14 protein-coding genes are annotated in these 20,299 nt (G+C 69.6%); 8 read left to right on the plus strand and 6 right to left on the minus strand.

What is annotated here, in order from left to right; translation table 11 throughout:
* Positions 1 to 299 precede the first annotated feature (299 nt).
* The 3 genes from ACZ6YV_RS40945 to ACZ6YV_RS40955 all read left to right on the plus strand — a co-directional run bounded on the left by ACZ6YV_RS40945 (position 300) and on the right by ACZ6YV_RS40955 (position 2,830).
* Positions 300 to 1,028, plus strand: coding sequence for a hypothetical protein (locus ACZ6YV_RS40945; protein WP_465514781.1), 729 nt, complete (start codon positions 300 to 302; stop codon positions 1,026 to 1,028).
* Positions 1,028 to 1,399: a GntR family transcriptional regulator gene (locus ACZ6YV_RS40950; protein ID WP_465514782.1), complete on the plus strand. Its 372-nt coding sequence runs from the start codon at positions 1,028 to 1,030 to the stop codon at positions 1,397 to 1,399. Before ACZ6YV_RS40945 ends, ACZ6YV_RS40950 begins: the two co-directional genes overlap by 1 nt.
* A gap of 102 nt (positions 1,400 to 1,501) precedes the next feature.
* Positions 1,502 to 2,830 (plus strand): nucleotidyl cyclase domain-containing protein, encoded by a 1,329-nt coding sequence (locus ACZ6YV_RS40955; protein ID WP_465514783.1) that lies wholly within the window; start codon positions 1,502 to 1,504, stop codon positions 2,828 to 2,830.
* A gap of 20 nt (positions 2,831 to 2,850) precedes the next feature.
* Here the strand turns inward: ACZ6YV_RS40955 and ACZ6YV_RS40960 are convergent, their stop codons facing one another.
* A complete protein-coding gene (locus ACZ6YV_RS40960) occupies positions 2,851 to 3,357 on the minus strand; it encodes a MarR family winged helix-turn-helix transcriptional regulator (RefSeq protein ID WP_465514784.1) in 507 nt (168 codons plus the stop codon).
* 94 nt (positions 3,358 to 3,451) lie between these two features.
* Here ACZ6YV_RS40960 and ACZ6YV_RS40965 point away from each other — a divergent pair, with 94 nt between their 5' ends.
* Positions 3,452 to 4,375, plus strand: coding sequence for an EamA family transporter (locus ACZ6YV_RS40965; protein WP_465514785.1), 924 nt, complete (start codon positions 3,452 to 3,454; stop codon positions 4,373 to 4,375).
* Here the strand turns inward: ACZ6YV_RS40965 and ACZ6YV_RS40970 are convergent.
* Positions 4,326 to 10,670 (minus strand): SDR family NAD(P)-dependent oxidoreductase, encoded by a 6,345-nt coding sequence (locus tag ACZ6YV_RS40970; protein WP_465514786.1) that lies wholly within the window; start codon positions 10,668 to 10,670, stop codon positions 4,326 to 4,328. The two genes, ACZ6YV_RS40965 and ACZ6YV_RS40970, sit on opposite strands and share 50 nt — an antisense overlap.
* A 149-nt stretch (positions 10,671 to 10,819) precedes the next feature.
* Between ACZ6YV_RS40970 and ACZ6YV_RS40975 the strand changes: the two genes are divergently transcribed.
* Entirely contained in the window at positions 10,820 to 11,380 is a 561-nt protein-coding gene (locus ACZ6YV_RS40975) for a PE-PGRS family protein (RefSeq protein ID WP_465514787.1), read from the plus strand.
* A gap of 110 nt (positions 11,381 to 11,490) precedes the next feature.
* Here the strand turns inward: ACZ6YV_RS40975 and ACZ6YV_RS40980 are convergent, their stop codons facing one another.
* Complete coding sequence (locus ACZ6YV_RS40980; RefSeq protein WP_465514788.1) at positions 11,491 to 12,708, minus strand: cytochrome P450; 1,218 nt, start codon at positions 12,706 to 12,708, stop codon at positions 11,491 to 11,493.
* A 133-nt stretch (positions 12,709 to 12,841) separates the two neighbouring features.
* Between ACZ6YV_RS40980 and ACZ6YV_RS40985 the strand changes: the two genes are divergently transcribed.
* Together ACZ6YV_RS40985 and ACZ6YV_RS40990 are read left to right on the plus strand one after the other, a co-directional pair.
* Positions 12,842 to 13,774, plus strand: a complete 933-nt coding sequence (locus ACZ6YV_RS40985) for an ATP-binding cassette domain-containing protein (protein ID WP_465514789.1) — start codon at positions 12,842 to 12,844, stop codon at positions 13,772 to 13,774.
* Between the two features lie 71 nt (positions 13,775 to 13,845).
* Positions 13,846 to 14,568 (plus strand): ABC transporter permease, encoded by a 723-nt coding sequence (locus tag ACZ6YV_RS40990; protein WP_465514825.1) that lies wholly within the window; start codon positions 13,846 to 13,848, stop codon positions 14,566 to 14,568.
* Here the strand turns inward: ACZ6YV_RS40990 and ACZ6YV_RS40995 are convergent.
* The 3 genes from ACZ6YV_RS40995 to ACZ6YV_RS41005 form a co-directional block, all read right to left on the minus strand.
* On the minus strand, positions 14,552 to 17,677 hold the full coding sequence (locus tag ACZ6YV_RS40995) for an AfsR/SARP family transcriptional regulator (protein ID WP_465514790.1): 3,126 nt from the start codon (positions 17,675 to 17,677) through the stop codon (positions 14,552 to 14,554). The two genes, ACZ6YV_RS40990 and ACZ6YV_RS40995, sit on opposite strands and share 17 nt — an antisense overlap.
* An 83-nt stretch (positions 17,678 to 17,760) precedes the next feature.
* The gene (locus ACZ6YV_RS41000; protein ID WP_465514826.1) at positions 17,761 to 18,312 is read right to left on the minus strand and encodes a YbhB/YbcL family Raf kinase inhibitor-like protein; all 552 of its coding nucleotides are present in this window, start codon (positions 18,310 to 18,312) and stop codon (positions 17,761 to 17,763) included.
* A gap of 134 nt (positions 18,313 to 18,446) precedes the next feature.
* Positions 18,447 to 19,208 (minus strand): NBR1-Ig-like domain-containing protein, encoded by a 762-nt coding sequence (locus ACZ6YV_RS41005; protein WP_465514791.1) that lies wholly within the window; start codon positions 19,206 to 19,208, stop codon positions 18,447 to 18,449.
* Positions 19,209 to 19,462: 254 nt separating this feature from the next.
* Between ACZ6YV_RS41005 and ACZ6YV_RS41010 the strand changes: the two genes are divergently transcribed.
* Entirely contained in the window at positions 19,463 to 20,284 is an 822-nt protein-coding gene (locus tag ACZ6YV_RS41010) for a peptidoglycan-binding domain-containing protein (RefSeq protein ID WP_465514792.1), read from the plus strand.
* The last annotated feature ends 15 nt before the right edge of the window (positions 20,285 to 20,299 follow it).

The following is a 20,299-nucleotide window of genomic DNA, read 5'->3' on the forward strand; positions in this document are numbered from 1 at the left end:
GGGGGGTTGGTTGTTTGGTGTTCGTTCTCCCTTACATCCTACCCCAACACCCCCCCCCCCCCCCCCCCCCCCCCCCCCCCCCCCCCGCCAGGCCCGCGCGGCGCAGCAACCCGGGCGACCCGCTGTGACCACGAAGCGTTTGCCCTGCCTCTCGGTTATTGAGAAGCAGGGTTACCCGGCCTTCGTGACAGGTCCGGTCAGGCGGGACTGTGTGGATTTCTGGTCATCCAAAGCGCCCGCGGTGCGGCACGACGTCCAGTCTTGTATCGTGTACTTGATACAAGACTGGGAGGCTGATCGTGCCGTTCGACAACATCATGGCCACCGCTCTGTTCATGGGCCTGGTCGGGCTGGTGCTCCTGATCCTGCTGTGGCCGGGCGAGAAGCAGGGCGCCAAGGTGCTGCGACGGTGGGGCGTCGACGATCCTTCGCTGTCCGACGTCGACGAGGCCGTGCGTTATCTGCGCCGCCGTCGGTTCTGGTATCCGTGGCTGTACCTGGGGTTGCCGCTGCTGGCCGAGTCCGCCGGGGTGCGCGGGGGCGACACGTCGTTCTTCCTGGCCACGCTGCTCGTCGGCGCGCTGATCGCCGAGGTGCTGGCGCAGCGGCCGCGGAAGGGTGCCCGCCGCGAGGCGGGGTTGGACCGGCGTGGGGTGCGCGGGCTCATTCCCGTCTGGGGCCTGGTCACCTACGCGGTGATCGTCGTGGCCGCGGCGGCGTGGCTCGTGGTCCATCGCTGGTGGGCGCTGCTCGGGGTCGCCGCGGCCGTCTCGGCGGTCACGTGGCTGGTCATCCTGCTCGCCGTGCGCCGACCGTCCACAGGGGACAGTGTGGCTGACACCGCGTTGCGGGTTCGGAGCGCGCGGGTCGCGGCGGGGCTGGGGCTGGCTGCCACCGTGACACTGGCGATCCCGGAGGTGACGAACTTCGGCTCGTGGATCCTGGTCGTCGGCGGGTTCGCCGGCTGGTACCACCTCGCGCACCGCTCGCGGGCCGAGGTCGCCCGGTCGCGTCCCGAAGCAGCCTGATGCCGCTGAAGGTGGTCGTCGACACGGATCTCGGGATCGCGCCGTGGCGGCAGGTCCGGGACCGGATCGTCCAGTTGATCACCACCGGCGCGCTGGCGCCGGGCACCCGGCTGCCGTCCATCCGGCAGCTCGCCAGGGATTTGGCGCTGGCTTCGGGCACGGTGGCGCGCGCCTACCGCGAGCTGGAGGAGGACGGTTGGGTGCACACGGCTCGGGCTAGGGGCACTGTCGTCGCCGAAGCCGCCGACCGTCCGGGTAAATCCGCCCTATTGCGGGCCGCGGCGGACGAATACGCGCGTGTCGCTCAGGAACTCGGCGTCGAACCGGGCGACGCGCTGACTGCCGCGGCCGCCGCACTGAGTGCGGACTGATTCGGCCGTCCGCCGATTTGCGCTTTCCTTCTGGGCAATGGTAGGAACGCCTCGCTGTTGCCCGGGGAGGGGTGACCAGGCTGAGAAAGGCAGGCGGGTTCCGTGGATGAGCCGCTCCAGAAAGCGGTCGTCATGGTCGACGTCGCAGGTTTTGGCGCGAGAAGCAACCCGCATCAGCTGACGGTGCGCGAGTGGCTTTTTTCCACACTCGAAGAGATTCTCGTCGGGAAAGGTCGTTCGCAGCCAGGTTTCTCCCTCGACGAAAGGGGCGATGGTGCCCTCATCGTGATTCCGCCTGACATTTCGTTGACCCGGGTCGTGCGTGTTTTCACGGTGGACCTCGCCCGGCGGGTGCGTGAGCGGAACGATGCCAGCCCTGTGGCACAGCGGATCGCTCTGAGGGTGGCCGTGCATGTCGGGCTGGTGCACGCCGATCCCTGGGGTTCGGTGGGGTCGGATGTGAACCTTGTGGCCCGGCTTGAGGGCGCCAAGACCTTTCGGCGGATGATGCGATCGGCCGAGGCCGATTTCGGCGTGATTGTTTCGGGCGCTGTTTACGAGCAAGTCGTCCGCCATCATTACGAGGACATAGATCCAGCAGATTACCGGCGGATATCGGTTTCCAGCAAAGAGACCCGCACCCGGGCATGGGTGACCTTCGCTGGTGCCGGGTCCCCGAGTAAACGAAGGCGCTTCGATAAAAGCCGAAATAGAGCCCTTATCGTCGTGATCGCGGTGCTTGTGGTGATCGTTGTCGCGGGCGCGGTCTTGATCGCCGTGCCTTCGACGACCGAGGACGGCCCCGTCTACCGGATTCCGTTCACGGCTCATGCGGAGTATCTGCTTGAGGACTATCCGACGGCCGTTCACTCCGAATCGCTCACCCCGGACGGCATCCCCGGATCGAGGTACTGCCGAGATCTGGAGAGTGCGGTCGTTCGGCGAGGCGGATGGTTTGCCAGTGGGACACCGGTGCGTCTCACGCTGATCGGGCTCGGCGGCCGGACGGTGGTGATCCGCGGGATCCAAGCGCGGATCGTGGAACGGGGGAAGCCTGCGACCGGAACGGCCTTCGCATGCACACCCTGGAACAGTGCCCACCCGAGCATTCCACTCGGCGTGGATCTGGACGCCCCGGATCCTCGTGTGAGGAAGGCGCCAGAACGAGTGAACGGGTCACCTTCCTACTTCGCCGACACCGTGGTCGAGTTGGCTCCCACGGAAAGTGTCACCTTCGACATCAAGCCGATCACCGAGGACTGTGCGTGCGGTTGGGTGGTGCATCTTTCGTATGTGGATGAAGGGCAGGTCCGGGAAACGGAGATCGGAGGGAAGGCGGGCCAACTGCTCCGTACGTCGTCGGTCCGGTCCGCGGGACAGAGATACTCCGAAACCGGCGGTGTCTGGCGGCGCATTCAGGGTGAGCGATGATCTCCTGTTCGTTGATCGGGTCACTCCAGTGACGTGTCGCCGAAGTGTTCGAGCAGCAGTCGCAGGGCGCCGACCAGTTCGGCCCACTGCGCGGGCTTGAGGTCGGGCAGAAGCCGAGCCTCGTTCTCCAGGTGGAGCACGAAGACCTCGTCCACCATCCGCCGTCCCTCGTCGGTCAGCCGGATCTTGACCGAACGGCGGTCGTCGCTGTCGCGCACGCGCTCGACCAGGCCTTTGGTCTCCATGCGGTCGATGCGGTTCGTGATCGCCCCCGACGTGACCATCGCGGCCTTGAGCAGCGCGCCCGGGGTCAGGCCGCCGGCCTGCCCGGAGCGGCGGAGCGTGGTGAGTACGTCGAACTCCCACGATTCGAGGCCGTGCTCGGTGTTGAACTCCTTGAGCTTCTTGTCGAGGATCCGGGAAAGCCGCTGGAGGCGCCCGATCACCTCGGCGGGCCAGAGCTTGTCTTCGAGGTCCGGCCGCTCGTGCCGCCAGAGCCCGATCACCGCGTCTACCGCGTCGGCCACGGGACACCTCCACTCATCTCAACATTAAGAGACTTGACATTGACAGAACTCGCTGGTGTTATCTCAACGTTGAGATTATCAGTGAGGAGACATCATGGCGATCATCGCCGAGCGACCCGCCGTCCCGACCGAGCAGGCGCCCGCGAAACCGACACTTCGCGACGCCGGGCTCGCCGCGCTGGCACCGGCCAGCTGGGGCACCGTCTACGTCGTCACCGCGACCATGCTGCCCCCGGATCGGCCCCTGTTGGCCGCCGCGCTGCGGGCGCTCCCGGCCGGGCTGCTCCTGCTGGCTCTGACCCGCCGGCTCCCGCGCGGGTCCTGGTGGGGGAAGACGGCGGTGCTCGGGATGCTCAACTTCGGCGCCTTCCTGCCCCTGATCTTCTACGCCGCGTACCACCTTCCCGGCGGGGTCGCCGCGACCCTCGGCGCCCTGCAACCCCTGCTGGTGGCCCTGCTCGCGTTACCGATGCTCCGCGTCCGGACACCGGCGCCGATCCTGCTCGCGGCGATCGTCGGCGCGGGCGGCGTCGCCCTGCTGACCCTCTCGTCGGAAGCCCATCTCGACCCGCTCGGCCTGGCCGCCATGCTCACCGCCGTCGCGCTCATGGCCGTTTCCCTGGTCCTCACCAAGAAATGGGGCCGCCCCGAACACCCGCTCGCGATGACCGGCTGGCAGCTGACCCTGGGCGGGCTCGTCCTCGCCCCGGCGACACTCCTCTTCGAAGGCCTCCCCGGCTCGCTGACCACCGCGAACCTGATCGGCTACGGCTACATCGGCATCGTCACCACCGCGCTGGCGTACCCGCTGTGGTTCCGCGGCATCGACCGCCTGGCCCCGACGTCGGTCTCCCTGCTGACGCTGACCAACCCCCTGGTCGCCACGGCCGCGGGTTTCCTGGTGCTCGGCCAGACCCTCACCGGCTGGCAGCTCACCGGATTCGCCATCGCCCTCACCGCCTTGACGCTCAGCCAAACGCTCGGGGCCGTTCGTGCAGGAGCCCGGCGAGTTCGGTGACGGTCGGATGGTCGAACAGGACGCGCGCGGGGACCTCCACCCCGGTCAGCTCCCGGAGCCGGGTGCGCAGGTCGATGACGGCCAGCGAGTCGAGCCCGAGGTCGGTGAACGGTTTGTCCTCGGGGATCGTGGCGGGGTCGTGGTGGCCGAGGACCTCGGCGAGCTCGACGCGGAGCAGGTCTCGCAGCTCCTCCTCGGCGGGATCGTCCGGCCAGCGCCGATCCGGTGACGGCGGTGCCGGGCGGCCGAGTCCTTCGGCGATCGGGGGCAGGCCTGCGGCGGTGGGGTCGAGCCGGGCGGCGATCAGGACCGGTTCCGCGTGCCCGAGCGCGGCGTCGAACAGGGCCATTCCCTGCTCCAGGGTCAGCGCGGCCACCCCGGAGGCTCGGATGCGATGCCTCGCCGCGTCGGGGATCTGCGAGCCGAGCCCGATTTCCAGGTCCCAGAGACCCCAGGCGATCGACGTCGCGGGCAGGCCCTCGGCCCGTCGCCGGACGGCCAGCGCGTCGAGAGAGCGGTTCGCCGCCGCGTAGTTCGCCTGTCCGGCATTGCCGAAAATGCCTGCCAGCGAAGAAAAGAGCACGAACGCCGAAAGCGGAAGATGCCGGGTGGCCTCGTGCAGGACTTGGGCGGCGTCGGCCTTCGGACGGAAAACCGTGTCGAATCCGGCGGGCGTCTGAGCGGTGAACGCGGCGTCGGCGACGACGGCGGCGGAGTGCACCACGGCGGTCAGCGGCGGGTCACAGGAGTCGACCAGCTGCCGGACGATGGCGGGATCGGCGATGTCGGCGCCGACGATCCGCACGTCGGCGGGCAGCTGCCGGAGCTCTTCCGCGCCAGGCGCGTCCGGGCCGCGGCGGCTGACGAGCAACAGGTGCCGGACACCGTGCGCGGACACGAGATGCCGGGCCAGCGCCCCGCCGAGCCCACCGGTGCCGCCGGTGATCAGCACAGTTCCCGCCGGATCGAGCGGCCGGGCGGACGCGGGCGCGGTCCGCGCGATCCGCAGCGCGTGCGGCACGCCGTCCCGGATCGACAGCTGGGGTTCGGGGTTGCCGCCGACGAGTTCGCGCACCTTCTCCACCGGCAGCTCGGTGGCCACCACGGTGATCAGGCCGCGGTACTCGGCCGAGGCCGCGGTACCGAGCCCGAAGACGGCGGCCGCCGCCGGATCGATCTCGTCGCGGGTGACGACGACGGTGCGTTCTCCGCGCGGCAGCGTGTCCTGCAGCTCGGTGAGCACCTTGGCGGTTAGAGGCAGTACGTCGTCGCCGTCGCGCGTGTCGATGATCCGAACATCGTCGGCGCGCGCGGCCGGCACGGGGAGCCATCGCGGGCGGTAGAGCATCGTGCTCCCGGCGGGCAGCGGCCGGGTGAACAGGGATTCCACGAGCGCGACAGGTGTTCCGTTGGGGTCGAACAGTTCGACGCGGACCTCGCCGGGGCCTGTCCGTACACAGTGGACTCGCCCCCGGCGCTCGCCGGGGGCGAACACGTGGACGCCACTCCAGAGGAACGGCACGCGCACCTCGGCGTCCGGCGGTTCGGCCAACGCCAAGGTGTGCACGGCCGCGTCGAGCAGGACGGGATGCACTTCGAACCGGCCGTCGACACCTTCGGGGAGCGCGACGTCGGCGAACAGTTCGTCGCCGTCGCGCCACAAACCCGTCACCGCACGGAAAGCGGGACCGTAGTCGAGGGCCGCGTAGGCCCGGTCCAGGTCGACCGGCCGGGTGGCGGGCGGCGGCCACTCGCCTTTCCACGGCTGCGCGACGACGTCGGACGGCCGCAGCCTGCCCGTGGCGTGCCGTGTCCAAGCTTCGGAATCCCGGGCGTAGAGGTCGATCCGGGGTCCGTCCACGACCACTTGGAGCGCGACGTCCTCGGCCGGGCCGAGCCGCAGCGGCGTTTCGATCGTCAGCTCGGCCACGCTCATCTTACCCGCGTGCAAGGCGAGTTCGACGAAAGCGGTCGCGGGAAACAGTGTCGTGCCACTGACGACGTGGTCGGCGAGCCACCCGTGCGTGCGCACGCCCGCCGAACCGCCGTGCACGATCCTGGGGGAGTCGGGCGCGACCAGCGCAGGGCCGAGCATCGCGTGCCCGTCACCCGCCGGGCTCCGGAGCGGTTGCGGGTCGAGCCAGAAACGCTCGCGCTGGAAGGGATAAGTCGGCAACGAAAGACGGCGCGCCGTGCTGCCGTCGAACACCGATCGCCACGACACGGGGACTCCGGTGGTGTGCAGCTCGCCCGCCGCTTCCAGTACCCCACGGCTGGAGTCCAGTGTGGACACAGTGGGGAGCACGGCTCCGGCGGCCCTGCTCAGGACGGCCGACGGGCCGATTTCCAGGCAGATACCGGTTCCTTCGGCGGCGACGGTGTCCAGCGCGTCGGCGAACCGGACCGTGTCCCTGGCGTGCCGCACCCAGTACTCCGGGCCAGTGCCGGTGAGCACGCGGCCGGTCAGGCCGGAGATCAGCGTGCTTTCCGGGTTGAGGTAGGTCAGCCCGGCGGCGACCTCACGGAACTCGGCGAGCATCGGATCGATCAGCGGCGAATGGAACGCGTGGCTGACGCGCAGCCGCGTCGAACCCGGCCACTGGGCCGCGATCGCTTCCGTCACGCTTCCGGCTCCAGACAGGACAAGGGATCGAGGGCCGTTGACCGCGGCGATCGCCACCTGGTCGGCGAATTCCCCGACCAGCGGCGCGACCTCGCTTTCGGCCGCCCGGATCGCGATCATCACGCCGCCGGGCGGCAACGCGGCCATCAGACGGCCGCGCGCGGCCACCAGGATCCCGGCGTCTTCGAGGGAAAGAACACCGGCGACGTGCGCGGCGGCGATCTCCCCGATCGAATGCCCGGCGACGACACCGGGCCGGACGCCCCAGGATTCCAGCAGCCGGTACAGGGCGACCTCGAAGGCGAACAAGGCGGCTTGTGCGTGATCGGTCCGGTCCAGCAGTTCGCCGCCGTCGAAAGCGACGTCACGGACTTTCCCGCCCAGTGCTTCACAAGCCGCGTCGAACGCCGTGCGGAACACGGGGAAAGCGTCCGAAAGTTCCTTGCCCATGCCCGCACGCTGCGCGCCTTGCCCGCTGAACAGGAACGCCGCCGTCGCCGGTCCGCGCACGATCCGGCCGCGGCGTTCGCCCGTGGCGAGTGCGCGCAGCGCGGCGAGATCGCCGGACGAGACCATCGCGCGATGCTCCAGCGAGGTACGGGTGGTGAGGGTGAACGCGACGTCGCCCTCGTCCCGGCCGCCCGCCGTCGCCAGCAGCCGGGAGGCGACCGCTCGCAGCGCGCCGTCGCCGGCGGCGCTCAGCAGCCACGGCGCGGTGAGCGACGCCGGCCGTCCGGCCTCGGCCGAAGGCGGCGCTTCCGAGACGAGGACGTGCGCGTTGGTGCCGCCGATCCCGAACGCGGAAACCCCCGCGTGCCGGGGTTTCGGCCCGGCACGCCATTCCCTGGCCTCGGCGAGCAGGGTCACGTCGCCCGCCGACCAGTCGATGCGGGGACTCGGATCGTCGGCGTACAGCGACGGCGGCAACTGTTCGTGCCGCAGCGCTTCCACCATCTTGATCACCCCGGCCACGCCCGCCGCGGCCTGGGTGTGCCCGATGTTGGCCTTCACGGACCCGAGCCACAACGGCCTGTCACGCCCGGCGCCGTACGCGGCGATCAGCGCCTCCGCCTCGATCGGATCGCCGATCGGGGTGGCCGTCCCGTGCCCTTCCACGGCATCGACGTCTGCGGCAGACAGGCGGGCGACGGCCAGCGCCGTCTCGATCACCGCGCGCTGGGCCCGTCCGCTCGGCGCCGTGATCCCGTTCGACGCCCCGTCGGAGTTGACGGCCGAACCGCTCACCAGCGCCAGCACCGGATGCCCGTTCCGGCGGGCGTCCGAAAGCCGCTCCAGCAGGACGACCCCCGCGCCCTCGGCCCAGGCCGTGCCGTTCGCGCCCGCCGCGTAGGAGCGGCAGCGCCCGTCCGGGGAAAGGCCGCGCTGGCGGCTGAATTCGAGGAACGTGCGCGGCGTCGACATCACCGTGGAGCCCCCGGCCACGGCGAGCGAACACTCCCCGGCACGCAGCGCGCGCACGGCCCAGTGCAGCGCGACCAGAGAAGAGGAGCACGCGGTGTCGACCGTGACCGCCGGACCGTTCAGGCCGAAAGCGTAGGAGATCCTGCCCGACGCGAGCGCGTGTGAGGACCCGATGCCCAGCCGTCCTTCCAGCTGATGCCCTTGCAAGCGACTGGCGTAGTCCTCGTTCATCACCCCGACGAACACGCCGGTGTCGCTGCCCCGCAACGTGGCTGTGTCCAGACCGGCGCGTTCGAACAGTTCCCACGACGTCTCCAGCAGGAGCCGCTGCTGAGGGTCGGTCGACAGTGCCTCGCGCGGCGACATGCCGAACAGGGCGGGGTCGAAGTCCGCGGCGTCGTAGACGAATCCGCCGCGACGGGTGATGGATCCGCCGATCCGGCCGGGGTCCGGGTCGTACCGCACGGCCTGGTCCCAGCCCCGGTCGGCCGGGAAGTCCCCGGTGGCGTCGACACCGCCGGCCACCAGGTTCCACAGGTCTTCGGGCGAGGTGACGCCGCCGGGGAACCGGCAGGCCGTCGCGACGATGGCGATCGGTTCGTCGCTGCCGGCGGGCGCGGTTCCCGCCGTGACGGGCCGTCGTTCCCCGGACAGCAGCCGGTCGAGTTCGCCGATGACCGCCGCCGGTGTCGGGAAGTCGTAGACGAGGGACTGGGGGAGGGCGAGGCCGGTCGCCTCGGCCAGCCGGTGCCGCAGGTGCACGCCGCCCAACGACGTCAGGCCCAGTTCGGCGAACGGCAGGTCACGCCATCGCTCACTCGCGTCTCCTTCGCACAGTTCGGCGACCGCCTCGCGCACCAGCGCTTCCACGTCGTCGGCCGGGGGAATCCGCAACTCCCGCCGTAGTGCCTTTCCCGACGGCGTCCGCGGAAGCCGCTCGACCAGGTGAAAGGCCACGGGAACTTTGTAGGGGGAGAGCCGCTGACGGCACAGACGGCGTACCTCGTCGAGGTCCGGCTCGTCGGACACGAGGAACGCCACCGGCACCGCGCCGAGGACCTCGTCGGGTCTTCCCGTCACGAGGACGTCTTTCACCGCGGGGAGTTCGGCGATGACCGCCTCGATCTCCGTCGGGTGCACGTTCTGGCCGCCGCACACGATGAGGTCGTCGGCCCGTCCGTCGAGCGTGAGCCGTCCGTCGGCGAGGCCGCCCAGGTCGCCGGTCCGGTACCAGCCGTCCACGCCCGCCGCGCTCGGCGCCACCCCGGGACCGCGCACCTCGATCTGCCCGTCGACGAGCCGGATCTCCATACCCGGCACCGGAATCAGGCCCTCCTCGCCGTGGACCTGGACGGCGATCTTGCCGCTGGTCTCCGTACTGCCGTAGCCGTCGAGGACCGGGATGCCGAACAGGTCACGGACCGCGGCCCGCGCCGACGGGGTGCAGGGCGCGCCGCCGGACAGGCACAGGCGTGGTGCGGGGAGCGTGCCGCGGACCTCCTGCCGCAGGTTCAGGAAGGTCGCCGGGACTCCGGCGAGGACGCCGCCGGGATACGCCGTGAGCGCTTCCCGCAGGTCGTGGCCGACGATCCGGGTGTGCGTGCCCAGCGCGATCGTCCCGGCGAAGGCCAGCGACAACGCATACGCGTGGTGCAGCGGAAGCGGCCAGAGCAGAGTGTCTTCGCCGGTGATCCCGTACATCGGGCCGTAGCACGCCGCCGACGACCAGAGGACCGCGCGCTGTGTCGTCAGGACGCCTTTCGGACGGCCTGTCGTGCCCGAGGTGTACAGCAGCCAGGCGGGCTCGTCGAGACCGAGATCGTCGCGCGGTTCACCCTGGGACGGCATCGGCTCGTCCTCGACGAACACCACCCGCATCCGTGGCCGCTCCGCCTGGATTTCCCGCACGGCCGCCGCGTACCGGGCCTCCGTGATCAGCAGGACGGCGCCGGAGTCGTCCGCGATCCGGGTCAGCTCGGCCGCCGTCGACCGCGCGCTCGCCGGAACCCCGATCCCGCCCGCGCGCAGCACCGCCAGGCAGTACTCGGCGAACTCGACGCGCCCGCCGAGGTGGATCAGGACCCGGTCGCCGCGGGCGATGCCGAGCGCGGTCGCCAACCGGCCGCTCGAGTCCAGCAATTCCCCGAAAGTCAGGGTCCGGTACTCGTCGGTGAACGCCGACCGAGCACTCGGCAGTTCTCGCAACAAAGTCACCAATGGCCGCAGCGGCCCGCCGCGAATCTCGGTCATTACACGAAGGTATAGCCGCGCTGCTCCACGCTGGTACAAATGGACGCGGCCGCGAACACAGCGAAGTCTTTTCTTGCCCGATCGTGCACTTTCCGCCGACGGATCGCGCATTCCAGACTGGATGTTCCGCAGTGAACCCAGGAGGAAACATGACGGAGACCGCGGCCTCGGCCGAAGTCGCACAGATTTTCGAAGCCGTTGAGGGCGAACAGAAAATCCACGTTCCGACGGACGCGAAGTGGGGCCGGTTCACGTTACGAGGAGGGCAGGGAGGACACGGCAACGCGGATTCCGGCGGCCCCGGCCACGGCGCCGAGGTCGAAGCGACCGTGCCGGTCAAAGGCGGGGAAAAACTCAAAATCCAGGTGGGCAAACAAGCAGGCAGATCGGGCGGTTCCGGATTCCGCACCGGTGGCAGAGGCGGGTCCGGGGAAACCGATTCCGGCCGCAACGGCGGAGGCGGCGGTGGAGCGAGCGCGGTCTGCCGCGGCGACGTGCCGTTGATCGTCGCGGCCGGTGGAGGCGGCGCCGGCGGCGCGGGGTACGCGCTGGACGGCGGTGGAGGAGGCGGGGGCGGCAAGTCGGGCACCAACGACTCGGCGGGCGGCGGCGGTGGCGCCGGGGCTTCGTACTACGTCGAGGGCGCCCGGAACCCGTCGATCCACAAGACCGGTGCGAAGGGGAACCGTTTTAGAACTCGTGAGTGGTAATGACGGTTCTAACGACACTTACCACTCACGAGGACGGTAAAGGGGACATTCACCGTCCCCAATGCCACATTCGGCGCACACCACTCACGAGCGTCAAGCCTTACCGGTCCTTATTCCGTCCAGGTGACCGGCAACGCATGCACGCCGTAGATGTTCATGTCGGTCTTGAGCTTGACCTCGTCGGCGGGGACGGCGAGCGCGAGGGTCGGGAAACGGCGCAGCAGGCCCTCGAAACCCGCGCGCATTTCGATCCGCGACAGCTGCTGGCCGAGGCACTGGTGCACGCCGTGCCCGAACGAGAGGAGACCGCGCGCGTTGCGGTGGATGTCCAGGGTGTCGGGAGCCTCGAAGCGCCGCGGGTCGTGGTTGGCGGCCAGCAGCGAGACGATGACCGTCGAGCCCGCGCGGATCGTTTCGCCGCCGAGTTCGAGGTCTTCCGTGGCGTAGCGGAAGAAGATGTCGGCGACGGACAGGTAGCGGAGGAGTTCCTCGACGGCGCCGGGGAGCAGCTCCGCGTCGGCACGCAGTTCGGCCAGCTGCTCGGGGTTCTCCAGCAGCGCGAAGGTGCCCAGCGCCAGCATGTTCGCGGTGGTCTCGTGCCCGGCGAGCAGCAGCAGGAAGGCGGCACCCGCCAGCTCTTCGATGGTGAGGTCGTCGTAGCGGCCCAGGTCGGACAGGATGTCGTCGTCGGGAGTCTCGCGTTTGCGGGTGACCAGTTCGGTGAGGAAGGTGTTCATCCCGATGAACGCGGCCATCTTCTCTTCCAGCGTCTGGTCCCGGACCATGAGCTGGGCTGAGTTGGCCTGGAAGTTCTCGCGGTCCTCGTAGGGGACGCCGAGCAGTTCGCAGATCACCAGCGACGGCACCGGCAGCGCGAACTCCTTGACCAGGTCCACCGGCGGGACCAGCTTCGCCATCGCGTCCAGATGCTGTTCGGTGATCTCGACGATGTGCTCTTCGAGCTGCTTCATCCTCTTCACGGTGAAAGCGCCGGTGAGCCGCTTCCGCAGCCGCCCGTGGTCCGGCGGGTCCATCGCGACGAACATGCCCGGTATCGGCGGGGAAGGTTCGGTCGGGGCGGGCATCCCCGGGGTCTCGTACGGCATGTGCAGGATGCCGATGTCCTGCCGCGAGCTGAACCGGGTGTCGGCCATCATCTGCCGGACCTCGTCGTAGCCGGTGACGAGCCAGCCTTCGTGACCGTCGGGGAAGACCATGGGACTCACTGGGCGGGCCGCGCGCAGCCGGGTGATCTCGCTGGGCGGGTCGAAGGGACCCGCGTCACGCTGCATCGGGAGGCCCTGCGGGACGGGAACCGTCTGAGTCATCGGGTCGCCTTTCGTGGTGGTTGTGAAGACCACTGTCCTCGGAGCGCCTGACACGCGGCTGACACGGCGCTGACACCACCCGTGTCAGCGCCGTGGCGGGGGCATGTCAGCAGGGCCGCCCAGAGTGATGCCCATGAACGACACAGCGATTGCGGTCTCCGGGCTGCGAAAGACCTTCGGCGACAAGGTCGTGCTCGAGGGGATCGACCTGGAAGTCCCCGCGGGCACCATCTTCTCGCTGCTCGGCCCGAACGGGGCGGGCAAGACGACCACGGTGAACCTGCTGACCACCTTGATGAAGGCCGACGGCGGGACGGCCAGGGTCGCCGGGCACGACCTCGTGACCGAGGCCAAGGCGGTGCGGGCGGCGATCGGCGTCACCGGCCAGTTCGCGGCGGTCGACGAACTGCTGACCGGGCAGGAGAACCTGCAGCTGATGGTGGACCTGAACCGCGGCGCCGCGGGCAAGCGGGTCGTGCCCGAGCTGCTGGAACGCTTCGACCTGACGGAATCGGCGCGGAAGCCGGCGTCGACCTACTCCGGCGGCATGCGCCGGAAGCTGGATCTGGCGATGACGCTCGTCGGCGACCCGCGGATCATCTTCCTCGACGAGCCGACCACGGGACTGGACCCGCGCAGCCGTCGCACGATGTGGTCGATCATCCGCGAGCTGGTGGCGGGCGGCGTGACCGTCTTCCTCACCACTCAGTATCTCGAGGAAGCCGACCAGCTGGCCGACCGGATCGCGGTCCTCGACCAGGGCCGTTTGGTCGCCGGCGGCACGCCCGACGAGCTCAAGCGCCGGATGCCCGGCACGCATGTCCGGCTCCGGTTCACCACCGTCGCCGAACTCGACTCCGCGGCACGGATCTTCCCAGGCGCCACCCGGGACGACGAGACGCTGGCCCTGCGGGTCCCCAGCGACGGCGGGACGAAATCCCTGCGTTCGCTGCTGGACCGGCTCGACGAGCACGCGCTCGCCGCCGAAGAGTTCTCCGTCCACACCCCTGATCTCGATGACGTTTTCCTCGCCCTGACGGGCCACGACACGGAGGCCGCGAAGTGATGACCACCCGGACCACGACCACGCAGACCAAGACCACCTCGACCGCGCGCGCCAAGTCCCCTTCGCTGGTGATGCTCCGCCGCAACTTCAAGCACCTCACCCGCAATCCGACCTCGGTGTTCAACGCGATCCTGATGCCGGTCGTGATGATGCTGATGTTCGTCTACGTGTTCGGAGACGCGTTCAGCGTCGGCGTCGACTACATCGACTACGCGACACCGGGCCTGATGCTGCTGGCCGTCTGTTACGGCCTCGGCGGCACCGCGACGGCGGTGAACTCCGACATGACGAAGGGCATCATCAACCGTTTCAAGGTCATGGACGTCTCCCGCGGCGCGGTGCTGACCGGGCATGTCGTCACCAGTCTGCTGACCAACCTGATCGCCATCGCGGCGCTCACCGGAGTGGCGTTCCTGCTGGGTTTCTCCCCGGCGGCGGGTTTCCTCGACTGGCTCGGTGTCATCGGCATCGTCGTACTGCTCGGTTTCGCGGCGGGCTGGCTCACGATCGCGCTGGGCTTGGCGGCGAAGTCCCCGGAAACCGCGGGGATGGCGTCGGTGCCGCTGGTCATGCTGCCGTTCTTCAGCAGCGCGATCGTGCCGGCGGAGAAGATGGGACCCGGGCTCCGGGAGTTCGCGGAGTACCAGCCCTTCACCCCGATCATCGAGACCCTGCGCGGGCTGCTCAACGGGGCCCCGGCCGCGGGCGACGTGCTCCCCGCCCTCGGCTGGTGCGCCGGGATCGCGCTCGTCGGCTACCTGTGGGCGTCCTCGACGTTCAAGAAGCGAGCGTGACCTCGACCAGGTGCTTCCATTCCGCAGTGGTGCCTTCTCGCGCCGCCTCCGCGAACTTCGTTTCGCCGAGGCGGCGCAGCACTGTCTCCTCGATCCGAGTCACGTCCGGACGTGACCGGTCCGGCAGCCCACGCAGCTCGTCGGCCGCCGCGAGCAGCCGCGCGGCCTGCTCCGGATCGTCGCGGCGCAGGGCGAAGTCCGCGATCCCGACGATCATGTGGGCGATCAGGGGTACGTGCCGCACCTCGGCCGCCGCCTGCCAGGCCGCTTCCCGGTGCTCCCGTGCCTTGTCGAGGTCGTCCGCGAAATAGCCCAGCAGGTCGTTGGCGATGGCACGGACGTGTCCCAATTCCGCTTCGTCGCCCATCACGCTCATCGCGATGTCGAGCTCCCGTGCGGCTTCCCCGGTCTCGCCGCGCCAGTGCGCGAGTTCCGCGCGGGCGAGGGCCAGCATGCCGAGCGCGCCCGGCCACGTGACCTGTTCGGCGCACCGCTGCGCTTCGGCCGCGGCGGCCGCGCTGGCCTCCTCGTCGCCCATCAGCCAGTACAGCTGCGCCTGCCGCGACCGCAGCCGGATCAGGTCCTCGACGGATCCGACCTCGGTCACCACCGTGATCGCCTGTTCGTAGTACTCGCACGCGGTCGCGAACTCGCCGCGGGTGGCGATCCGGTCCGCGAGTTCGGTCAGGGCGAACGAGATCCCGAACCGTTCGCCGATGGCCCGGAACTCGGTGAGCGCCTGTTCGAGATAGGTGTCCGCCTCTTCGCCGGGATGGCCGAGCGTGATCCGCATCTTGCCGAGGTGCAGCCGCGCCATCGCGCGGACCCACGCGTTTTCGTTCTCCAGCACCGGTTCCCAGGCGGACAGCGTTTCCTCACCGGCCAGCATGCGCACCAGCGGGGCCACGAGCCCGAGCAGCGGATGGTTGTCCTCGCTCTTCTGTCCGAGCCGGTACGACTCGTGGATCCACTTCTCCGCGGTGTATTCGTCGGCGAAGCCGGAGCTCACGAACAGCGAGACGAGGCCGTACACGATGGCCGCGACGTTGTCGGGCACTTCGCCCGGTGTCTCGACGGCCGCCTTGACCAGTTCCATGCCTTCCGTCCGGTGCCCGCTGAGCCACCAGTACCAGCCGCAGGCCGCCGCGAGCCGCATCGCCGCCGGTGCCTCGGCCGCCGCGAGCGCGCGGCGCATCGCGGAGGTGATGTTGTCGTGGTCGGCGTTGAGCTTCGCGAGCCATTCCAGTTGCTCGGCCTGGCGGAGCATCGGTTCCGCGGTCTCGGCGAGCTCGATGAAATAGGCGAGATGCGCGTCGCGCGCCAGCGCCGATTCCCCCGCCTCGGCGAGCCGGAGTTCGGCGTACTCCTTGATCGTGCCGAGCATCCGGTAGCGCGGTGCTTCGTCGCCCGCGGCGACCAGCAGCGACTTCTCGGTCAGCGCGGTGAGCAGTTCGAGCACCTCGTACTGCTCGACGGCTTCGCTCACGCAGACGTGCTCGGCCGCTTCCAGGCTCGCCCCGCCCGAGAACACCGAGAGCCGGCACAGGACCGTCCGCTCGGCGTCGCTCAGCAGCTCCCAGCTCCAGTCGACCATGGCGCGCAACGTCCGGTGCCGGGGCAACGCGGTCCGGCTGCCGCCGGTCAGCAGGCGGAAGCGGTCGTCGAGCCGGTTGGCGAGCTGGTCGATGGACATGGTGCGCAACCTGGCCGCGGCCAGTTCGATCGCCAGCGGCATCCCGTCGAGCACCCGGCACACGCGCGCCATCGTGGCCAGCGTGGCTTCGTCGGCCACGAAATCCTTGCTCACCGCGCTCGCCCTGTCCCGCAGCAACCGGACGGCGGGGGAGGATTCGATCTCGCCGGGAGCGGCGTGCGGGTCCGGCAGTGCCAGCGGCACGACCTGCCACAACGCCTCACCGGTGATGCCGAGCGGTTCCCGGCTCGTCGCCAGGATCCGCAGACGGCGGCATTCCCCGAGCACTCGATGTGCGAAGGCCGCGGCCTGCTCGATCACGTGCTCGCAGTTGTCGAGGATCAGCAGGACTTCCCGGTCACGGATCGCGGCGATGACCCGCTCGGCGGGCTCGGCGCTCGGTGCGTCGCCGAGCAGCGCGTCCCGCAGGCCGAGCGCGGCCAGCGTCGCTTGCGCGACATCGCCGTCCGGGCCGATGGCCGCGAGTTCCACCAGCCAGGCCCCGTCCGGCAGGTCGCCGAGCATCGTGCGCGCGGTTTCCGTGGCCAGCCTGGTCTTTCCCGAACCGCCGGGCCCGATCAGGGTGGTGAGCCGGTGCTCGGCGACGAGTCCGCGGACCTTGGCGACATCGGTTTCCTTGCCGACGAAACTGGTCAGCTCGGCGCGCACGTTGGTCTTGCGGTTCTCCTCCCGCCGTCCCAGCTCGCCCCGCAGCAGCGCGACATGCACCGCGGACAGCTCCGGCGAGGGGTCGACGCCCAGCGCGTCTGCCAGCGCTTCCCTCGTGCGCTGGTAAACGAGCAGTGCTTCGGTGTCTCGCCCTGTCGCGGCGAGGGCCCGCATCAGCGCGGCGACGAGCCGCTCGCGCAGGGGATGCGCGGCCGCCAGGTCGGTCAGTTCGGTGACCAGTTTCGCGCCGTGGCCGAGTTCGAGCTCCGCGTCGAACCGATCCTCCATGGCCGTCAGGCGAAGACCTTCGAGCCGGGTGACCGCCGCGTCGAACGCGCCGCTGTCCTGCAGGCCGACGTCCTGCATCGCGGCACCGCGCCACAGGGCGAGGGCTTCACGCAGCCGCCTCGCCTCTTCGTCGCCGCTCGCCTGGCCGAGGAGGCGCTCGAACCGCACGGCGTCGACGTCTTCGGGCGCGACCTTCAGCCGGTAGCCGTCCGTCTGCCCCTCGACGACCCCTTCCGGCAGTACCTTCCGCAGCCGGGAAACCAAGCGCTGCAAGGCGTTCGTCGCGTCGGCGGGCGGCTGCTCGCCCCAGATCCAGTCGACGAGTGTCGCCTTCGGGACCACTCGGCCCGGGTCGAGCGCGAGGGCGATCAGCAGCCCCCGCAGCCGGGCACCCGGCACGTCGGCGAGGCCGCCGTCATCCGTGCGAACCTCGAAGGAGCCCAGCATCCCGATCTGCATTGGGCCGATTTTGCCACGGATGATCGGCGGGCCTCCCGTCGCGGACACCGGTTGGCTCTGCGTATCCCGCCGGTGTCACCGAGCTACGACTCGCCGCTGATCCTCGCCGTGCCGATCGAGGCCGCGGCGATCGCCCTGGCGGCGGTCTGCGTCGACGAACTGGAGGTCAGGCTGGTGAGCGACGCCTGGTTGAGCGCGTGCAGGACGAACTCGTAGGTGTTCACGGTCGAGGGCGAGCACGGACCCTGGTAGCCGTAGAGGCTCGCGCTCCCGCGGTAGTAGATCTGCCTGGCCCCGGCGGGAACGGGCGGCTTGTAGACGTGCTGGACGTTCTGGGGGAGCGAGGCCGCGGCCGGCGGGATGTCGTAGATGACCCAGTGGATGAGGTTGTTGTTGTCGAGGTCGCGCATGACGATCGCGTAGCTCTTGGCCGCGGCGGGAGCGCCCGACCACGCCAGCGGCGGCGACTCGTTCCTCTTCGCGGGGTCCTGGCCGCCGCCGCTGGTGCACTCGTGGACCTTGGGGATGAGGCCGCCGTTGGCGAAAGCGGTACTGGACAGGGTGAACGCGTTTTGCGTCGCCGAGGCCGCGGGGGAAAGGCAGGCGGCGGCGAGGGCGAACAAGGCGCAGAACACGATTCTCGTTGTTCTCACTGGAGACTCCCGAGGAATTTTGTGATTTCCGTGCGCGGAATTCAGCGTAGGCAGCACGGAATGCGGCGGCTAGCGCACTTTTCCGGTCGAACGAGGTGTTTTCGCCGGGATTCGCCTCAGGGGCGCACGAGCACGGAGAAGTAGATCGGCTTGTTGCCGGGGAACAGTTCCCGGTCCTGTTCGTCGACCATCTTCCAGAACACCTTGCAGTCGGCGGGGGCGGACGGCGGGGTGCTCACGGTGACCGTCACCTGGACGTTCCCCTGCGGCGCGGTGTCGTTGACCGGGATCCGGTCCGGGGTGCGGCAGGCGCCGGGCGCGACCGGGAGGTCGGTGCGGCGCAGGTACCGCTTCTTCCACTCGACGGTGCCGCTGTTCTTGATCTCCCACACCTTCACGAACTGCGTGCCCGGTTTGACCACGGTGTCGTCGGGGATGGTCACGTCGGCGACGAAACTGCTCGAATCGCCGGGATGCGGCGGTCCGGGCTCGCCCGGCAGCAGGAGGACGACGACGGCGGCGATCGCGGCGACGAGCACGAGGGCCAGCGGCACCAGGACCCGCTTGGACCGCCACCTGGACCGGGTGGGCACGGGGTCAGGCTCGCGCTCGGCGGACAGCACGAGCTGGACGCCCTGCCAGCGGGCGTGCCACTCCTCTTCGTCGCCGCCGCAGGCACGGACGAACTCCCGGACGGTCTCCCACGGCTGCAGCCGTCTGCCGGTGACGGTGAGGTGCAGGGTCGCGTGGGACACCGCGCCGGACTTCGCGGCCATCTTCCGGAAGGAGGGCTCACCGGCCCCCGTCCGCAGCTTCCGAAGCCCGTCCATGAACGCTTCGAGCTCCGGCGCCCGTTCTTCCGCTTGCGGTCCCGGCACGCTCCCCCTCGCGTTCGTGTCCAACGTGACAACGATTTTCGTCACTCTGCGCGGCCAGGTGACTATATCGCGAACTTCGTCCGGATCGCCGTGCCGACCAGCGGGGCTGTCCTGGTCGAGGCGCTGTCAAACGCTGTCAACCTGCGGTTTTTGACGTCAGACGTTCCGTCCAGGTGGTTCCGGACGGTCCCTCGTCCAGGGCAGTGTCGGTCACAAGCTGTTCACAGGGAGCAGCACCGAGTGAAGGAGCAGTCATGCGCAAGGTGGCAACCGCCGCGATGTTCACCGCTCTGTCCGGCGCCGCGCTCATGGGGGTGACGGCGGGACAGCCTGCGGTGGCCGCGCCGTCGGTCAACATGGAGGCCGTGATCAAGGCGGCCATGTGGGATCCGTACAAGGCCGACCAGGCGATCACGCCGGGCTCCGGCCCGAGCGTCAAGGTGGTCGAAGAGGCGCTGGCGGCGAAGAACCTGCTCGACAAGAAGCAGGTCGACGGTCACTTCGGCACCTCGACGGTCAAGGCGTACGAGAAGTACCAGAAGTCGCTGGGACACAGTGGCCTGGCCGCGACCGGGCTGCCGGGCAAGGGTTCGCTGACCGAACTGGGCAAGGGTCGCTACACCGTGACAGCGCCGATCAGCGTCGGGTCGAAGACCAGCCTGGACGGAAAGACGGTGAACAAGCGCACCGCAGACATGATCGCGGCCGCGGAGAAGAAGGCCGGGGTCAAGTTCACCGTCACCCAGGGCTCGTACAACGCGGGCGGTGTCGGCGCCTCGGGCGGCACGCACGACGGCGGTGGCGCCGTCGACATCTCGGTGAACAACATCTCGAACAAGAACGCCGCGGTGAAGGCGCTGCGCGAGGTCGGGTTCGCCGCGTGGCACCGCACCCCGAGCCAGGGCGACTGGGCGGAGCACATCCACGGCATCGCGATCAGCGACACCGACATGTCGCCGCAGGCGCAGGCCCAGGCCGGTGACTACTTCAAGGGGCTCAACGGCCTGGCGAGCCACGCCAAGGACGACGGCCCCCAGGTGAAGAAGGTGACCTGGGAAGAGTCCAAGCGCGGATGACCTCAGGGCGTTTCG

The organism is Amycolatopsis sp. NPDC102522 (genome assembly GCF_055584485.1).

Excerpts from the sequence above, each read along its gene's own strand:
- ACZ6YV_RS40950 (WP_465514782.1), top strand. The coding sequence starts at position 1,028 with ATGCCGCTGAAGGTGGTCGTCGACACGGATCTCGGGATCGCGCCGTGG.
- ACZ6YV_RS40965 (WP_465514785.1), top strand. The coding sequence starts at position 3,452 with ATGGCGATCATCGCCGAGCGACCCGCCGTCCCGACCGAGCAGGCGCCC.
- ACZ6YV_RS40970 (WP_465514786.1), bottom strand. The coding sequence starts at position 10,670 with ATGACCGAGATTCGCGGCGGGCCGCTGCGGCCATTGGTGACTTTGTTG.
- ACZ6YV_RS40975 (WP_465514787.1), top strand. The coding sequence starts at position 10,820 with ATGACGGAGACCGCGGCCTCGGCCGAAGTCGCACAGATTTTCGAAGCC.
- ACZ6YV_RS40980 (WP_465514788.1), bottom strand. The coding sequence starts at position 12,708 with ATGACTCAGACGGTTCCCGTCCCGCAGGGCCTCCCGATGCAGCGTGAC.
- ACZ6YV_RS40985 (WP_465514789.1), top strand. The coding sequence starts at position 12,842 with ATGAACGACACAGCGATTGCGGTCTCCGGGCTGCGAAAGACCTTCGGC.
- ACZ6YV_RS40990 (WP_465514825.1), top strand. The coding sequence starts at position 13,846 with ATGCTCCGCCGCAACTTCAAGCACCTCACCCGCAATCCGACCTCGGTG.
- ACZ6YV_RS40995 (WP_465514790.1), bottom strand. The coding sequence starts at position 17,677 with ATGCAGATCGGGATGCTGGGCTCCTTCGAGGTTCGCACGGATGACGGC.
- ACZ6YV_RS41010 (WP_465514792.1), top strand. The coding sequence starts at position 19,463 with ATGCGCAAGGTGGCAACCGCCGCGATGTTCACCGCTCTGTCCGGCGCC.